This is a genomic window from Geodermatophilus sp. SYSU D00710 (assembly GCF_054050195.1).
In genome coordinates this window covers 25,809-41,991 of record NZ_JBJGYX010000040.1, presented here as the reverse complement: position 1 = coordinate 41,991, position 16,183 = coordinate 25,809, and the positions used below count along the sequence as shown (strand labels likewise).

Below are 16,183 nucleotides of genomic sequence, written 5' to 3'. Positions count from 1 at the left end.
GGGGGGGGGGGGGGGGGGGGGGGGGGGGGGGGGGGGCCGCCGGGCTCCCCCCCCCCCCCACCCCAGCCCACACCCCCCCCCACCACCCCCCACCCCCCCCCCCCCCCCCCCCCCCCCCCCCCCCCCCCCCACCGCCCCGCCGGGCCGGGGCGCCGGCCCGGCGCGGGCGTGGGCTCAGCGCTCCTGGTCGGTGGGGCGGACGAGCACCTCGTTGACCGCGACGTGCGGCGGCTGGCTGACGACGTAGGCGATCGCGCGGGCGACGTCGGCGGCCTGCAGCGGTGTCATCCCGCCGACCATCCGCTGCGTCGCCGCCTTGGCCTCGGGCTGGGTGATGTGGTCGGTGAGCTCGGTGGCCACCGCGCCGGGCTCGACGAGGCTGACCCGGACGCCGCGGGTGGTCACCTCCTGCCGCAGCGACTCGCTGAAGGCGTTCACCGCCCACTTGCTCGCGTTGTAGACACCCGCCCCCTTGCGGGCGGTGCGGCCGGCGACGCTGGAGACGTTCACGACGTCGCCCGAGCCCTGCTCGAGCATGCCGTCGATCGCCGCGTGGGTCAGGTACATCAGGCCGAGGACGTTGGTCGACAGCATCCGCCGCCAGTCCTCGACGTCGGCCCCGACGATGGTGCCCAGCAGCATCACCCCGGCGTTGTTGACCAGGACGTCGAGCCCGCCGAGCCCCTCGCGCGTGCGGTTGACGGCGTCCCGGCAGGCGGTCTCGTCGGTGACGTCGAGGTCGAGGGTGAGCACCCGGGCGCCGTCGTCGCGCAGCCTCCCGGCCAGCGCCTCCAGCCGGTCGGCGCGCCGGGCACCGATCGCGACGGCGGCGCCGGCCTGCGCGAGCGCCACGGCGGTGGCCTCGCCGATCCCCGACGACGCCCCGGTCACCAGGGCGACCCTCCCGGACAGGGGCCGGCCGGCGTCGGTCATGCGGTCCTCCTCCCGCGCCGCCCGGTGCGGCGTCCCGGACAGCCTGCGCCCGCGCGGGGGATCCGGCAGCGCAGAACCGGACCGGTGGGCGGTCAGACGCGGAGGAGCACCCCGCGGCGCAGCAGCGCGGCGCAGACCGCCCACACGACCACGACCGACCCCGGCCGCGGTGGCGACCTGCGCCGGACCCGGCAGCCGGACCAGCAGCCAGCACGGCAGGTACGCGCCGGCGACGTGCCCGAACACGCCCACCCCGACGGTGGCCGACCCGTACTTCGCCGTGACCACCAGCCGGCCGAGCACGGTGAGCCGGACGACCCGGGCGAACACCGGCCCCGGGCGGCCGGCCCGCCGGGAGAACGGGACCGAGACCCCCAGCACCAGCAGGAAGACCGGAAGACGACGTCGGCGACGTGCAGCCCGTCCCACGTCGCGTGCTCCATCTGGTCCGGCATCGCGGCGCTGCCGCGGTTGTCGACCAGGAGCATCCCGGTGACCGCGAGGCCGCGGAGCACGTCCACCCTGCGCAGCCGCGGCACCGCCCGCAGCGGCGGCGCCCCGACCTCCCCGCGGGAGGCCCCCGGCCGGGTCGTCATCCCCTCACGCCAGGCCGCTCACTCCGGCGGCAGGACGACGCCGAAGCCGCAGACGGCCAGCCGCAGCAGCACCGGCCCGCCGCGCCGCAGGTCGGCCACCCGCGCGGCGGCGGCCGCCTCGAGCTGGGCCACCCGGCGGGCGTGGGCGTCGGGGCCTCGCAGCCGGGCGGCGTGCAGCGCCTCGGTGTTGATCCACACCTTGCGCCGCGACTCCCGCAGCAGCGCGCGGGCGGCGGCCCGGTTGGCCCCGCCCATCAGGCGGTCCAGGGCGGTGCGCCGGCTCCCGCCCGCCTCCAGCGCCCGGTCCTCCTCGCTCACCCGCCCGGCGAGGACCTCGTCGATCCGCTCGTGGTCGCGCCGGCGGGAGTCGAGCAGCCGCGGGTCGGCGAAGTCGGTCGGACCGATGACCCGCACCAGCGACTGCGGCAGGTCGGAGTTGATGTGCGCGTTCATGCCCAGCAGAACGTGGCCCTCGGGCCGGGTCGCCGCGCCGGTGCCGAACGCGGCCCGCCACGGCGCCGGAGGGGACGCCGGGTCGCGGCGGTGCGCCTCGAGGGCGTCGAGGTAGAGCCCGGCGAAGTCGACGTCCCAGGCGGTGACCCAGTCCGGGTCCTCGAAGCGCCCGTCGTCGATGGCCGCGCCGACGGCCTGCGTGGTGCGCAGGTAGGTACCGAGGAAGTGGCGGGCGGGGTCGCCGTCGGCGGTCAGCCCGTCGAGCACCCCCTGCATGCGGTCGATGAGCTCGTCCACCGGCGCGGTCACGACCGCGATGCTGCCCGTCGCGGGCGGGCTCCGCAGGTCAGCGGTCGAGCAGGCCGGGGAGCCGCTCGAGCGCCGCGGTGAGCAGCGCGGGCAGGTCCTCGGCGGAGCCGGCCAGCCAGTCGGCCTGCGCCACCTCGAAGCAGGCGAGCGCGAGCTTCGCCAGCAGCAGCGCCTCGCCGGACGCGACGCCCCTGGCGGCCAGCCCCTCGGCGAGCGCGGTTTCCCAGCGCCGGTGCTTCGCGGCCGCGCGGGCGGCGAGCGCCGGCACGGTGCCGACCACCCGCTCCCGGGTGAGCAGCAGGTCCCGCAGCGGGGCCACCTGCTCGGCGATCGCCACGGCGGCGGCCCGCAGCGCCGCCCAGGGCGGCGCCTCCGGCGGCACCTCGGCGACGGCGGCCGTGGCGGTGGCCAGCAGGTCGTCCTCGAGGCCGAAGAGCAGGTCCTCCTTGTCGGCGAACAGCCGGAACAGGGTGCTGCGTGAGACGTCGGCCGCCGCGGCGACCTGCTCGGTGCTGGTGGCCGCGTACCCCTGCTCCGCGAACAGCGCGACGGCCCGGCGGGTCACCTCGGCCCGCGTGCGGCGACGACGGCGCTGCGCGGCGGTCTCGGTCACGCCCCCCATCTTGACACGCCGTTGCATTCTGGCACAGAGTCTCACACCGGGACGCCGTCCCGACAACCTCCTCGAGTGGGCAGGAGAGGTCATGGACGGGATCCGCACCGCGCTGGTCACCGGTGCCACCTCGGGGCTGGGCCGGGCCACCGCCGGCCTGCTCGCCGCGGCGCCGGGCTGGCGGGTCCTGCTCGGCGTCCGCGACGTCACACGGGGGGCGGAGGTCGCCGCCGCCCTGGGCACGGGGACCGGCGTGGTGGAGCTCGACCTCGCCTCTTTCGTCTCCGTCCGCGCGGCCGCCGGCGAGATCGCCGACCGGGGGCCGCTCGACGCCCTCGTGCTCAACGCCGGTGTCCAGGTGCGCAGCTCCGCGGCCGCCTCCGCCGACGGGTACGAGCTGACCTTCGCGGTCAACCACCTCGGCAACCACCTGCTCACCCGGCTGCTGCTGCCGCACCTCGCGCCGGGCGGCCGGGTGGTGGTGGTCAGCAGCGGCACGCACTTCGGCACGCTGCGGAAGTCCGGCCCCTTCCCGCGGCCGCGCTGGGAGCACCCCCGGACCCTGGCCACGCCCCGGTCCGGCTCGGGCCAGGTCGCCTACGCGACGTCGAAGCTGGCCACCGTCTACTTCGCCCGCGAGCTGGCCCGCCGCTGCCCCGACGTCGACGTCGTCGCCTTCGACCCCGGCCTGCTGCCGGCGACCGGCCTGGCGCGCGACTACCCGGCGTGGGCCCGGGCGACCTACCGCGGCCTCACCCCGCTGCTCGAGCGGATGCCGGGCGCACAGACACCCGGGCGCGCCGCGGCCCAGCTCGCGGCGGTGGTGACCGGCCCGGGTGGGACCAGTGGCCGCTACGTCGAGCGCGGCACCGAGGCGCCGTCGTCGCCGGAGAGCCTCGACCCCGGCCGGGCGCGCGAGCTGTGGGACGTCAGCGACGAACTCGTGGGCCTGTCACCCGCCGACCGGAGCGCCTAGACCAGGGCGTCGAACCCGTCGTCGGGTGGCAGCAGGCCCGCGTCGACCGGCGGCCGGTGCGGCTGGTCGAGCCCCCGCATGCGCGCCGCGTGCAGCGCCAGCAGCAGGTTCAGCCGCAGCGTCGGGTCGGTCGTGAAGGGACCCAGCAGCCGCTCCAGCTTGCCGATCCGGTAGCGCATGGTGTTGTAGTGGAAGTGCAGCCGGCGGGCGGACTCGGCCACGTTGAGGTTGGTCTCCAGCAGCACCCGCAGCGTCTCGCGCAGGTCGGCGGAGTCGGGGTCGCCGGCATCGGCCAGCGAGCCGAGCACCTCGTCGACGTAGGACCGCAGCTCCGTGCTGTCGGGGATGAGCGACAGCAGCCGGAAGACACCGAGCTGGTCGAAGTGCGTGACGGTGGCGGGGCCGTGGATCTCCTGGCCGACGCCGAGCGCCCGCTGCGCCTGCTGGTAGGCCTCGCCCAGGGCCGACAGCGACTCCGCCGGCCGGCCGATGCCGGTGGCCAGCACGCGGCCCACCCGCCGGACCCGGGCGTTGACCCGGCTGGTCACGGCCGTCACCAGGGCGGTGATCTCCTCGGGCGTGCGGCCGTCGAGCGGCAGCACCGTGACGATCTCGGTCGACAGGCCCGCCACCGCGGCGCCGGTCACCTCGGCCTCCAGCGCCATCCGCCAGCCGTCGGCCAGCCGGTCGAGGACGTCGAGGGCGCGGGTCGGGTCGGCGGCGGGGTCGGCGGCGGTCTCGGTGGCGGTCACCAGGACCACGACCGGCCCGTCGAGCCGCCAGCCGAACGACCGGGTCTGCGCCAGCGCCCGCTCGGTGTGCCGCAGCGACCCGGCGACCAGCCGGCGCACCAGGTCGCCCTGGAAGCGCAGCTCCACCGAGTGCACGGCCTGCTGCCGGATGACCGACAGCGCCGAGACGACGGCGGCGCGCTCGAGGACACCGCCGGCGCCGACCACCATCTGACCGCTGCGGTGCACCGCCACCAGCCAGCCGTGCCGGTGCTCGCCGGCCATGATCGGCGCGACGGCGTACTCCCCCACCCCGCCGGGCAGCTCGTGGTGGCCGGGCACGAGCAGGATCCCGTCGGCCGGGGACAGGTCGGCGTCGGCGAGCACGTCGGCCGGGGTGACGACGGTCTGGTCGGCGCGCACGCCCGAGAGCCGGTGGGCCGGGGCCATCATCGCCAGCTCGTCCTCGGCCTCGGCGTCGAGCAGCCACAGCCAGTCGCTGATCTCGGCGACGTCCTCGGGCGGCCCGGCGGTGGTGACGATCTCGCGGTCGGGGCCGAGCCCGAGCACCGCGGCGCCCTCGAGGTAGGTGGCCAGCCGGTCGGTGACCTCGGCCAGGCCGCCGCCGCTGAGCGCGACGTCGATGAACTGGTCGTGCATGCGGGCCGAGAGGGTGAGCGCCTCGCCCTGCTTGCGCACGACCGCGCCCAGCACCTCCGACACCGCCTCGTCCATGCGCACGGTGGGCGGCAGCGCGAGCACCGGGAACCCGCGCCGGTCGGACTCGGCGAGCACCTCGGCGGGCACGGCGGGCGGGCCCTCGGTCCGGCGGTAGGCCAGCGCGGCGGTGCCCAGCTGGTCGAGCCGGTCGACCAGCGCCCGGCAGTCGGCGGGGTCGGCCGGGGGCAGCCGGGCGCCCAGGACGACGACCACGTCGGCGCCGGCGGTGGCCAGTGGCGCCGCGGGGTCGTCGACGACCATGTGCCGCACGAGGCGGTCCAGGCCCGAACGGCCGGCGACGACCTCGACCCCGGCCAGGCGGGGCAGCCGCAGCGCCTCGGCGACCCGCAGGCCCACGCGGTCGCGCCACTCGTTCCGCGGGGTCGCCGACCGCGCCGCGCCCGCCGTCTGCCATCCCCGGTGGAACGACATGGGTGCGGTGGGGTAGGACCCTGAGGTCATCGAGACCTCACCCTGCGTCACGACTCGCCCTCCTAATGGGCCTGTGGCGTTCTGGAGTTGCTGGAACCTGGCAGGTGTGCCTGGACGGCACCCCCCATTCTTGGTCACATTCGCCATACGAGGACGTGCGACGCGCCGCTTAGCTTCGAAGCCGGCCAGTTCCCGTCCGCTGGATGGTAGGCGGTCGCCGCACGCGGTGCCCTCCCCCCTCCTCCGGACGGGACCGGCCCCGTGGGGGACCCGAGCGGAGGGTCGCTCCCATTGTCCCGACGGGGAAGGACACAGCGGATGCGCACCATCGACCACACCAGCAGCGGGAACGGCAGCGGGACCACGGGGATGGGACGGGCCGCCCGCGCCGGCGTCCCGGTGATCCCGCTCCCCCGCGCCTCGGTCCAGGAGACGCTGCGCACCGCGCCACCGGCCCGCGCCGCCTCCGCCGTCCCGTCGTCGGCCAGCACCGGCGTCGCCGACCTGCTCCGCGGCCCGGTGCGCCCGGCCCGCGTGCTGATGAGTGCCCCGGCGGCGGTGTACCTGCAGGTCCCCACCGACCGCGGCACCGACGTCGTCGGGGTCCTGACCAGTGACGCCGCCCGGCTCCCCCTCGGCTGCATCCTGTTCCGCCCGAGCAACGGCCGGCCCCTCGTCGCGCTGCCCAGCGGCGCCCCCGCCGAGGTGGGCGGCGGCCGGATCGTCGTCGGCGACCTCGTGGTCCGCGCGGCGGCGTGGTGGGACCCGCGGCCGCGGCTGCCCAGCGCCCGCCCGGCGCTGCTCCCCGAGGGCGTGCGCCAGCTGCGCAGCACTCTCTACGGCGAGGGCGTCCCGCACAGCGCGTTCACGCTGCCGGGCCTGCCCGCCGGTCCCGGCGGTCCGCTCGCGGCGCTGCGCGGCGCGGTCCGCCGTGCCGACCTCGACGCCGCGCTGCGCACCGCGGCCCGGCTGATCGGCCTCGGCCCCGGCCTGACCCCGGCCGGCGACGACGTCATGGCCGGCACGATGGCCGGGCTGGTCCTCCTCGGGCACCCGTCCGCCGAGCGCTTCGCCGCCGGTGTCTACTCGCTGGCCGCTGGCCGCACCACGGAGCTCTCGCGGGCGCTGCTGCGGCACGCGGCGGCCGGGCGGGTCAGCGGCGAGTACGCCGCGGTCCTGCAGGGCCTGGTCGGCGAGCGGCCGCTCGGCCCGGCGATCGAGGGCCTGCTGGCCACTGGCTCGACCAGCGGCCGGGCCATGGCGCTGGGCCTGTGCACCGCGATCGACCTGGTCGACCGGACCACCCGCGTGCGCTGACCGCAGTCCGACGGCGGCCCCCTCCCCACCCGGGGAGGGGGCCGCTGCCGTGTGGCGGCCCTCCCGTGCTCCGAGGGTGTGCGCGGGCGCCGGGTTCACGGCCCCGGAGTGCGGCCTCGGCGCACACCCTGCCCGCCCGCCTGATCAGCCGGGCAGCTCGTCGACGCCGACCGGGCCGGGCAGCAGCGGGCCCAGGCCGTCCCACTGGTCGATCCGGCAGCCGTCGGTCCGCGACAGCGCGACGTCGACCGGGGCGCCGTCCCAGCTGCCGGTGACCCGGGCGGTCTGCGGCCCGCCGTAGACCTCGGTGCACGCGACGTCGGCCGGCAGCGGCGCGAACGGGTCCTCGAGACCGGCCAGGTGCGCGCACGCGGCGCCGGGGTCGGGGTGGTCGCCGCCGGGGGCCTCCCCGCACGTGAGCGTGTACCGCTCGGCGGTGCCGCCGTCGCCGGGGTCGACCTCGACGACCAGCTCGTCGGCGGGTGGCCCCGTCGCCGTGCCGGGCCCGGAGGTGCCGCTCCCCCGCTCGGCGCAGCCGGCCAGCGCCACGAGCGCCGCCGCGAGCACGAGGGTGCGCCCGGTGGCCCCCGTGCAGGGGCCCGCCGCGAGCGTGCGAGCGGCGGGGGGCACGGGGGTCCTTCTAGAGGCGGCAGGCGTGGATGCTGGTGACCAGGATGGCGCGGGCGCCGACGTCCCAGAGCTCGTCCATGACCCGGTTGGTGTCGGTCTGCCGCACCATCGCGCGCACCGCCGACCAGCCCTCGGTCTGCAGCGGGCTGACCGTCGGCCCCTCGAGACCCGGCGTGAGCGCGGTGGCCCGCGCGAGCAGCTCGTTGGGGCAGTCGTACTCGAGCATCACGTACTGACGGGCGACCAGGACCCCGCGCAGCCGGCGCCGCAGCTGGGCGACGGCGGGGATCTCCCCGGCGCCCTCCCGGCCGACGAGCACCGCCTCGCTGGTCAGCAGCGGCTCGCCGATGATCCGCAGGCCCGCGGCGCGCAGCGTCGTCCCGGTCTCGACGACGTCGCAGACCGCGTCGGCCACCCCGAGCCGGCAGGCGGTCTCCACCGCGCCGTCGAGCTTGACCACGCCGGCCTTGATGCCCTGCTCCTCCAGGTGGTGCTGCAGGAGCACGGGGTAGGCGGTGGCGATCCGTCGGCCGGCCAGCTGCTCGACCGAGTCGATGCCCGACTCCACGGGGCTGGCGAAGCGGAAGGAGGACCGGCCGAAGCCCAGGGGCATGACCTCGACCGCGGCCGGGCCCTCGCCGTCGGCCGGGGTGGTCTCCAGCAGCATGTCACGGCCGGTGATGCCGACGTCGAGCGTGCCGGAGGCGACGTAGACGGCGATGTCGCGCGGGCGCAGGTAGAAGAACTCGGTGTCGCTGTCGGGGTCGTAGACCGCGAGGTCCTTGGTGCTGCGCCGCTGGCGGTAGCCGCTCTCGGCGAGCATCGCGGCCGCGGGCTCGCTGAGGACGCCCTTGTTGGGCACGGCGACTCGCAGCACGGCGGTTCTCCTGTGGGGTCGGTTCAGAGGTGGGTGTAGACGTCGTCGAGGGTGAGCCCGCGGGCCAGCATGAGGACCTGCACCCGGTAGAGCAGCTGGCTGATCTCCTCCGCCGTCCGCTCGGGGCCCTCGTGCTCGGCGGCCATCCAGGACTCCGCCGCCTCCTCGACCACCTTCTTGCCCGCGGCGTGCACGCCGTCGCGGACGGCGGTGACCGTGCCCGAGGCGGGATCGCCGGCGGCGACCTTGGCCGACAGCTCGGCGAACAGGTCGTCGAAGCGCTTCACGCCAGTCCCTGCCCGACGGCCGGGGTGACCTGGAAGCCGGTGGTGTGCCGCGGGGTCCGCAGCTCGCGGAGGGTCAGCGCGGTGGCCAGGGCGGCGATCGCGGCCTCCCAGCCCTTGTCCTCCGCCGAGCCGGGCAGGCCCGCGCGGTCGCGCGCCTGCTGCTCGGTGTCGCAGGTCAGCACGCCGTTGCCGACGGGCTTGCCGGCGTCGAGCGCCACCCGGGTCAGGCCCGCGGTGACCGCGTCGCAGACGTACTCGAAGTGCGGCGTGCCGCCCCGGATGACCACCCCGAGCGCGACGACGGCGTCGTGCCGCTCGGCCAGCGCCTGGGCGACCACCGGCAGCTCGACGGCACCGGGCGCGCGGACGACGGTCGGCTCGGCGATGCCGCTGGCCCGCGCCGCCGCGACCGCGCGGGCGAGCAGGCTGTCGGTGAGCTCGGCGTGCCAGGTGGTGGCCACGATGCCCAGGGAGAGCCCGGCGGCGTCGACCGCCCCGGCCTCGGGGCGCCCCTCGCCACTCACAGCCGCTGCTCCGTCTGCCCCAGGGGCACGTCGGCGCTGCTCGCCGCGCCGCCGACGGGGACGTCGGCCGGGCCGGACTCGGTCTCGGGCTCGATGATGTCGAGCAGGTGCCCCATCCGGTCGCGCTTGGTGCGCAGGTAGGACAGGTTCTCGGCGGTGACGTGGCTGGGCAGCGGCACGCGGCCGGTGATCCGGAGCCCGTAGCCCTCGAGGCCGGCCCGCTTGGCCGGGTTGTTGGTCAGCAGCCGCATGGTGTGCACGCCGAGGTCGACGAGGATCTGCGCGCCGGTGCCGTAGTCGCGGGCGTCGGCGGGCAGGCCCAGGTCGAGGTTGGCGTCGACGGTGTCCACGCCGGCGTCCTGCAGCTGGTAGGCCTGCAGCTTGTGCAGCAGGCCGATCCCCCGGCCTTCGTGCCCGCGGATGTAGAGCACGACGCCGCGGCCCTCCTGGGCGACGGCGGCCAGCGCGGCCTGCAGCTGCGGGCCGCAGTCGCAGCGCAGCGAGCCGAAGACGTCGCCGGTGAGGCACTCGGAGTGCACCCGGACCAGCACGTCCTCGCCGTCGCCGACCTCGCCGTAGACGAAGGCGACGTGCTCGCGGTCGTCGTAGGAGCTGCGGTAGCCGACGGCGGTGAAGGTGCCCGGCCCCAGCGGCACGGTGGCCTCGGCGACCCGCTCGACGAGCTTGTCGAACCGCTTGCGGTAGGCGATGAGGTCGGCGATGGAGATCAGGCACAGGTCGTGCTCGTCGGCGAAGACCCGCAGCTCCTCGGCGCGCGCCATGCCGGTGGGGTCCTTCTCGCTGACCAGCTCGCACAGCGTCCCGGAGGGCCGCAGCCCGGCGAGGACGGCGAGGTCGACGGCGGCCTCGGTGTGCCCGGGCCGGCGCAGCACGCCGCCGTCCTTCGCACGCAGCGGCACGATGTGGCCGGGGCGGGCGAGTTCGGCCGAGGAGGTCCCGGCGTCGGCGAGCAGCCGGATGGTGTGCGCCCGGTCGGCCGCCGAGATGCCGGTGGTCACGCCCTCGCGGGCGTCGACGGTGACGGTGTAGGCGGTGCCGCGGCGGTCCTGGTTGACCCGGAACATCGGCGGCAGGTCGAGCCGGTCGGCGTCGGCCTCCGTCACCGAGACGCAGATGTAGCCCGAGGTGTAGCGGACCATGAACGCCACCAGCTCCGGCGTGGCGAGCTCGGAGGCGAAGATGAGGTCGCCCTCGTTCTCGCGGTCCTCGTCGTCGATGACCACGACGGGGCGGCCGTCCTTGATCGCGGCGATGGCGCTCTCGACGGTGTCCAGGCGGACCGTTCCGGTCATCGGCGGGCTCCCAGCAGGCGTTCCACGTACTTGGCGATCACGTCGACCTCCAGGTTGACCGGGTCCCCCGGGGCGCGGCCGCCCAGCGTGGTCTCGCGCAGGGTGGCGGGGATGAGGCTGACCTCGAACCACGGCTCGGGGTCGTCGGCCGCGCTGAGGGCGCTGACCGTCAGGGAGACGCCGTCGACGGTGATCGAGCCCTTCTCGACGACGTAGCGGGCCAGCTGCGGGGGGAGCGACACCCGCACGACGTCCCAGTGCTCGCTCGGCGAGCGGGACAGCACGGTGCCGACGCCGTCGACGTGACCCTGCACGACGTGCCCGCCGAGGCGGCCGGAGGCGCTGACCGCCCGCTCGAGGTTGACCGGGTCGCCGCCGCCCAGGCCTCCGAGGCTGCTGCGCCGGAGGGTCTCGGCCATGACGTCGGTGGACCACACCGCCGTCCCGTCGCCGTCGGGCTCGACGCCGGTGACGGTCAGGCAGACGCCGTTGACCGCGATCGAGTCGCCCAGGGAGACGTCCTCGAGCACCCGGCGGGCGCGGATGCGCAGCACCGCGGCGTCGGCGGAGTCCTCGCGCACGACGAGGGTGCCGACCTCCTCGACGATGCCTGTGAACACCCTCAGTCCCTCCTGTCCGCGTACCGCTCGTCCCCAGTGTGCCGGGTGGGCCGCAGGCGGAGCGCCACGTCCCCGCCCAGCACGGTGACCTCGCGCACCTCGAGGGGGAGCGCCGCGCCGATCGTGCTGATTCCCAGGTCCCCCACGAGGGAGGGCCCGGCGCCGAGCAGCTTCGGGGCGAGGTGCACGACCGCCTCGTCGACCAGCCCGGCGCGGAGGAAGGCGGCGGCGAGGGTCGGCCCGCCCTCGAGCAGGACCCGGCGGACGTCGCGGTCGAACAGCTCGGCGAGCAGCTCGGCGGGGCCCGGGGCGCGGCTGACGTGGGTGGGGGCGGCGCCGTCGAGGACCCGGGCGGTCGCGGGCAGCCGGCCGCGCCGGTCGTGCACCACGCGCAGCGGCTGGCGGGCGGCGTCGCGGCCCTCGGCGTCGCGGACGGTGAGCTGCGGATCGTCGGCCAGGGCGGTGCCCGACCCGACGACGACGGCGTCGCAGGTGGCGCGCAGCGCGTGCACCGCGGCCCGGGCGACCGGCCCGGTGATCCAGCGGCTGGTGCCGTCGGCGGCGGCGACCCGCCCGTCGAGGGTGGCCCCCACCTTCCAGACCACGAACGGCCGGGACTCGCGGACGCCGGTGAGCCACGCGGCCAGCGCGCCGTCCTCGGCGGCCTCCCGCTCCACACCCAGCTCGACGTCGACCCCGCCGGCCCGCAGCCGGTCGGCCCCGCCGACGGCGAGCCGGGTGGGCTCCGGGACCGCGACGACGACACGGGCGACCCCGGCCGCGAGCAGCGCGTCGGCGCACGGCCCGGTGCGGCCGGTGTGCGCGCACGGCTCGAGGGTGACGACGGCGGTGCCGCCGCGGGCGCGCTCGCCGGCCTGCGCCAGCGCGTGCACCTCCGCGTGCGGCCCGCCGGGCGGCGAGGTGGCCCCCTCCCCCACGACCGCGCCGTCGGCGTCGAGGACCACCGCGCCGACGGGTGGGTTGGGGCTGGTGGTGCCGAGCACCGACCGCCCGAGCTCGCGCGCCCGGGCCATGGCGGCTCGTTCCCGGGGGCTCACCCGACGACGGCCGCGGCGGCCCGGTCGCGCAGCGCGGCGATGGCCCGGGCGGGGTCGTCGGCGCCGTAGACGGCCGAGCCCGCGACGAAGACGTCGGCGCCGGCCTCGGCGGCCCGCTCGATGGTGTCGGCGTTGATGCCGCCGTCGACCTCGACCAGCAGCCGCAGGTGCCCGGTGTCGACCAGCTCGCGGGCGCGGCGGACCTTGGGCAGCACGTCGGCGATGAATGCCTGGCCGCCGAAGCCGGGCTCGACGGTCATGACCAGCAGCGTGTCGAAGTCGCGGAGCACCTCCTCGTACCGCTCCAGCGGCGTGCCCGGCTTCACGGCCAGGCCGGCCAGCGCCCCGGCGGCGCGGATGTCGCGGGCGACGTCGCGGGGGTCGCCGGTGCAGGCCTCGGCGTGCACGGTGACGTTGCGGGCGCCGACCTCGGCGTAGCCCGGGGCCCAGCGCTCGGGCGCCTCGATCATGAGGTGGCAGTCCAGCGGCACCGGGCTGACCTTCTGGATCGCCTCGACCACCGGCCGGCCGAGCGTCAGGTTGGGCACGAAGTGGGCGTCCATGACGTCGACGTGCAGCCAGTCGGCGTCGGCCACCCGGGCCACCTCGTCGGCCAGCCGGGCGAAGTCCGCGGACAGCAGGCTGGGGGCGATCATCGGGGTGCGGGCCACGTCGTCCGAGTCTAGGTGCGGCGTGATCAGCGCCGTCCGGCAGCGGCGCACGGCCTCCCCGGACCCTCGGGTCTCGAAAGGTAACCGTCCGATAACGGCGGGTGGACCGGATCACATCCGTTACCTACGGTCAGCCCGGGTTGTCACAGAGTGATATCGGTGGAACCGCACCGGTTGACGGCAGCCCTCAGCCGACTACGGGAGACGGTCCTTGAAGAAGAGAGTTCTTCCCCTGGTCGTGGGTGCCGCGCTGGTCGCGGCGATGCCCGCGACCGCCAACGCGGCCCCGCCACCGGAGGAGCCCGCCGCGGCGCCCGACCGGGCGCACGACCTGCCCAACCCGCTGGGTGACAAGCAGCGGGAACTGCGTGAGCAGGCCCTCGAGGACGTCCTGTCCGGCGAGGCCACGCCGCGCGGCGACAACGAGGTCGTCGAGGTCGCCCGGGGCCAGTACGTCGAGCTCGCCCAGACCGACAGCGACGCGATCTGGACCGTGCTCGGCGAGTTCGGCGACCTGCCGCACAACCAGATCCCGCGGCCGGACCGCAGCGTGGACAACACCACGATCTGGACCGAGGACTTCTCGCAGCCCTACTTCGACCGGCTGCTCTACAGCTCCGAGGCCGGGGTCAACTCGGTCGCGAACTTCTACGAGGAGCTGTCCTCGGGCCGCTACACCGTCACCGGCGAGGTCGAGGACTGGGTCACCGTCGACGACCACGACGCGTCCTACTACGGCGAGGGCGACGACGGCCGCCGCCCGTGGGAGTTCGTCAACGAGTCGGTCAACACCTGGTACGCCGACCAGCTGGCGGCCGGGAAGACCGCCGCGGAGATCGACGACTACCTGTCCCAGTTCGACGTGTGGGACCGCTACGACCACGACTCCGACGGCGACTTCGACGAGGCCGACGGCTACATCGACCACTTCCAGGCCGTGCACGCGGGCATGGGCGAGGAGGTCGGCGGCGGCGCCCTCGGCGCGGACGCCATCTGGAGCCACCGCTGGTACAACCAGACCACCCGGGTCGGGGCCGGCGGCCCGACCGTGGACGGCGAGACCAACCCGCTCGGCGGCACGCAGGTCGGCCAGTCGAGCTACTGGATCGGCGACTACACGATCGAGCCCGAGAACGGCGGCGTCGGCGTCTTCGCCCACGAGTTCGGCCACGACCTCGGCCTGCCCGACCTCTACGACACCTCCGGCAACAGCGGCGGCGCGGAGAACAGCACCGGCTTCTGGTCGCTGATGTCCTCCGGCTCCTACGGCAACAGCGGTGAGCCCGCCGACGGCATCGGCACCCGGCCCACCCACATGGGCGCCTGGGAGAAGCTCCAGCTGGGCTGGCTCGACTACGAGGTGGTGCGGCCGGGCGCCACGGCCAACGTGCGGCTCGGCCCGTCGACCGCGACCACCAAGCAGGCACAGGCGCTCGTCGTCCTGCTGCCCGACCGCGAGGTCACCACGGACATCGGGGACCCCTACGAGGGCGCGGACTTCTGGTACTCGGGCCAGGGCGACGACCTCGACCACACCATGCTGACCGCCAAGCCCGCCGGCGCGACGACGCTGACGGCGAAGGTCCGCTACCAGATCGAGCAGGACTGGGACTACGCCTACGTCGGGTACGTGCAGAACGGCACCTTCACGCCGCTGCCGACCAGCCGGTCGACGACCACCGACCCGAACGGCCAGAACGCCGGCCACGGGATCACCGGCAGCACCGACGGCCAGTGGGTGGACCTCACCGCCGACGTCAGCGCGGTCCCGGACGGTGCCCAGGTCGGGTTCCGCTACTGGACCGACGGCGCCGTCGTCGAGCCCGGCCTGCAGGTGGACGCCGTCGCCCTCGGTGGCACCCCGGTGACCGACTGGACCCTCGACGGGTTCGCCGTCACCACCGGCACGGCGACCGAGCGGTTCTTCAACGCCTACCTCGCTGAGAACCGCACCTACACCGGGTACGACGCCGGCCTGCGCACCGGCCCGTACAACTTCGGCGACCCGGCGCGCGCGGACTGGGCCGAGCGGCTGCCCTACCAGGACGGCCTGCTGATCAGCTACTGGAACACCCAGTACGAGGACAACAACGTCGGCGCCCACCCGGGTGGCGGGCTGGTCCTGCCGGTCGACGCCCACCCAGGGCTGCTGTACGAGCCCACCGACGACGAGGGGACGAACCGCAGCGACGGCGAGAGCTGGCGGCCGCGGATCCAGTCCTACGACTCGACCTTCGGGCGGCAGGTGACGGACCGGATCACGCTGCACGACCCGGACACCGGGGCGGCCGGCACCTACGGCGGGCTGCCCGCCGTGCCGACCTTCGACGACACGCAGGACTGGTACGTGGCGCCGGGTGAGCAGCCCGACGCCAACGGCTGGGCCGGCGTGGACGTCCCGGAGACCGGTACCCGGATCACCGTGGTGAGCACGGGCGCGCAGGACAGCTTCATGCAGGTGCGGGTGAACTGACCCGCTTGCCCAGGACGGCCCCCCGGCGCACGCCGGGGGGCCGTTCGGCGTCCGGGCGGGTGCTCAGCCGCGGTCGGGCAGGGCGTTCCACTCGGACCAGGTCAGGTCGCGCCCGACGTACCGCGGCGCGCGCAGCGGCCACCGCTCGGCCAGCCAGCGCGGCAGGAACTCGTCCAGGGCCCGCTCCACGTCCGAGCCCACCAGCCGGTCGACCACCCACCACGACACCTCGGCGTCGGCGTCCCCGGCCTTGGCGGGCGGGTCGATGTAGAGGCAGCCGAGCAGCTCGGCCTCGTCGTCCTCGAACAGGCCGTACAGGAAGCTCTCGTGGGCCTCGATCTCCCGCTCGTGGTGGGCGAGGTCCTCCCGGTCGGCCTCGATCGTCATGTGCGCCGGGGGCCAGCCCCACGCCTCGCCGTAGATGCTCCACAGCCGCTCGCGGGAGCCCATGACGGCGGGGAAGTCGATCTCGGTGTCGGCCGGGCCCATGGGCCGCAGGTGCTGCCCGGTGGGCAGGTCCGCGCGCAGCGGGTGGACGAAGTCGTCGGGGAGCCAGGGCTTCGCGGGCGAGGTCACGGCGGGGCAGAGTAGGCGACCGACGCCGTCCGCGGTGTGTGCACGCTGCGCGAGCCCGGCCGCGCCGCGGCCGC

16 protein-coding genes are annotated in these 16,183 nt (G+C 75.9%); 3 read left to right on the top strand and 13 right to left on the bottom strand.

Annotated elements, in window-relative coordinates; all coding sequences use genetic code 11:
* Positions 1-174: 174 nt before the first annotated feature.
* From ACI78U_RS17290 to ACI78U_RS17280, 3 genes are all read right to left on the bottom strand, one after another.
* Entirely contained in the window at positions 175-1,362 is a 1,188-nt protein-coding gene (locus tag ACI78U_RS17290; protein ID WP_456876620.1) for an SDR family NAD(P)-dependent oxidoreductase, read from the bottom strand.
* Positions 1,363-1,547: 185 nt separating this feature from the next.
* The gene (locus tag ACI78U_RS17285; protein WP_456876619.1) at positions 1,548-2,291 is read right to left on the bottom strand and encodes a DUF5995 family protein; all 744 of its coding nucleotides are present in this window, start codon (positions 2,289-2,291) and stop codon (positions 1,548-1,550) included.
* A gap of 37 nt (positions 2,292-2,328) precedes the next feature.
* On the bottom strand, positions 2,329-2,904 hold the full coding sequence (locus ACI78U_RS17280; protein ID WP_456876618.1) for a TetR/AcrR family transcriptional regulator: 576 nt from the start codon (positions 2,902-2,904) through the stop codon (positions 2,329-2,331).
* A 91-nt stretch (positions 2,905-2,995) separates the two neighbouring features.
* On the opposite strand from ACI78U_RS17280, the gene ACI78U_RS17275 reads away from it, so the two are divergent.
* A complete protein-coding gene (locus ACI78U_RS17275) occupies positions 2,996-3,880 on the top strand; it encodes an SDR family NAD(P)-dependent oxidoreductase (RefSeq protein ID WP_456876617.1) in 885 nt (294 codons plus the stop codon).
* On the opposite strand, the gene ACI78U_RS17270 is transcribed toward ACI78U_RS17275, so the two are convergent.
* Complete coding sequence (locus ACI78U_RS17270) at positions 3,877-5,814, bottom strand: PucR family transcriptional regulator (RefSeq protein ID WP_456876616.1); 1,938 nt, start codon at positions 5,812-5,814, stop codon at positions 3,877-3,879. The genes ACI78U_RS17275 and ACI78U_RS17270 overlap by 4 nt on opposite strands.
* Before the next feature lie 267 nt (positions 5,815-6,081).
* On the opposite strand from ACI78U_RS17270, the gene ACI78U_RS17265 reads away from it, so the two are divergent.
* Entirely contained in the window at positions 6,082-7,080 is a 999-nt protein-coding gene (locus tag ACI78U_RS17265) for a DUF2877 domain-containing protein (RefSeq protein WP_456876615.1), read from the top strand.
* Positions 7,081-7,224: 144 nt separating this feature from the next.
* Here the strand turns inward: ACI78U_RS17265 and ACI78U_RS17260 are convergent, their stop codons facing one another.
* From ACI78U_RS17260 to rpe, 8 genes are read right to left on the bottom strand one after another with little or no spacing between them, the layout of a single operon-like run.
* Positions 7,225-7,710 carry an SSI family serine proteinase inhibitor gene (locus ACI78U_RS17260; RefSeq protein WP_456876614.1) on the bottom strand — a complete coding sequence of 162 codons (486 nt, stop codon included), beginning with the start codon at positions 7,708-7,710 and terminating at the stop codon, positions 7,225-7,227.
* 10 nt (positions 7,711-7,720) lie between these two features.
* Positions 7,721-8,587, bottom strand: coding sequence for an ATP phosphoribosyltransferase (gene hisG / locus ACI78U_RS17255; RefSeq protein ID WP_456876613.1), 867 nt, complete (start codon positions 8,585-8,587; stop codon positions 7,721-7,723).
* Between the two features lie 23 nt (positions 8,588-8,610).
* Complete coding sequence (locus ACI78U_RS17250; RefSeq protein ID WP_456876612.1) at positions 8,611-8,874, bottom strand: phosphoribosyl-ATP diphosphatase; 264 nt, start codon at positions 8,872-8,874, stop codon at positions 8,611-8,613.
* Positions 8,871-9,398: a 6,7-dimethyl-8-ribityllumazine synthase gene (gene ribH / locus ACI78U_RS17245; protein ID WP_456876611.1), complete on the bottom strand. Its 528-nt coding sequence runs from the start codon at positions 9,396-9,398 to the stop codon at positions 8,871-8,873. Before ribH ends, ACI78U_RS17250 begins: the two co-directional genes overlap by 4 nt.
* Positions 9,395-10,711, bottom strand: a complete 1,317-nt coding sequence (locus ACI78U_RS17240; RefSeq protein ID WP_456876610.1) for a bifunctional 3,4-dihydroxy-2-butanone-4-phosphate synthase/GTP cyclohydrolase II — start codon at positions 10,709-10,711, stop codon at positions 9,395-9,397. Before ACI78U_RS17240 ends, ribH begins: the two co-directional genes overlap by 4 nt.
* On the bottom strand, positions 10,708-11,331 hold the full coding sequence (locus ACI78U_RS17235; RefSeq protein ID WP_456876609.1) for a riboflavin synthase: 624 nt from the start codon (positions 11,329-11,331) through the stop codon (positions 10,708-10,710). The genes ACI78U_RS17240 and ACI78U_RS17235 overlap by 4 nt, the downstream gene beginning before the upstream one ends.
* A gap of 2 nt (positions 11,332-11,333) precedes the next feature.
* Positions 11,334-12,365, bottom strand: coding sequence for a bifunctional diaminohydroxyphosphoribosylaminopyrimidine deaminase/5-amino-6-(5-phosphoribosylamino)uracil reductase RibD (gene ribD / locus ACI78U_RS17230; protein WP_456876608.1), 1,032 nt, complete (start codon positions 12,363-12,365; stop codon positions 11,334-11,336).
* A gap of 20 nt (positions 12,366-12,385) precedes the next feature.
* Positions 12,386-13,060, bottom strand: a complete 675-nt coding sequence (gene rpe / locus ACI78U_RS17225; RefSeq protein WP_456876607.1) for a ribulose-phosphate 3-epimerase — start codon at positions 13,058-13,060, stop codon at positions 12,386-12,388.
* Between the two features lie 211 nt (positions 13,061-13,271).
* Between rpe and ACI78U_RS17220 the strand changes: the two genes are divergently transcribed.
* A complete protein-coding gene (locus ACI78U_RS17220; protein ID WP_456876606.1) occupies positions 13,272-15,533 on the top strand; it encodes an immune inhibitor A domain-containing protein in 2,262 nt (753 codons plus the stop codon).
* Positions 15,534-15,596: 63 nt separating this feature from the next.
* On the opposite strand, the gene ACI78U_RS17215 is transcribed toward ACI78U_RS17220, so the two are convergent.
* On the bottom strand, positions 15,597-16,109 hold the full coding sequence (locus tag ACI78U_RS17215) for a hypothetical protein (protein WP_456876605.1): 513 nt from the start codon (positions 16,107-16,109) through the stop codon (positions 15,597-15,599).
* Positions 16,110-16,183 lie beyond the last annotated feature (74 nt).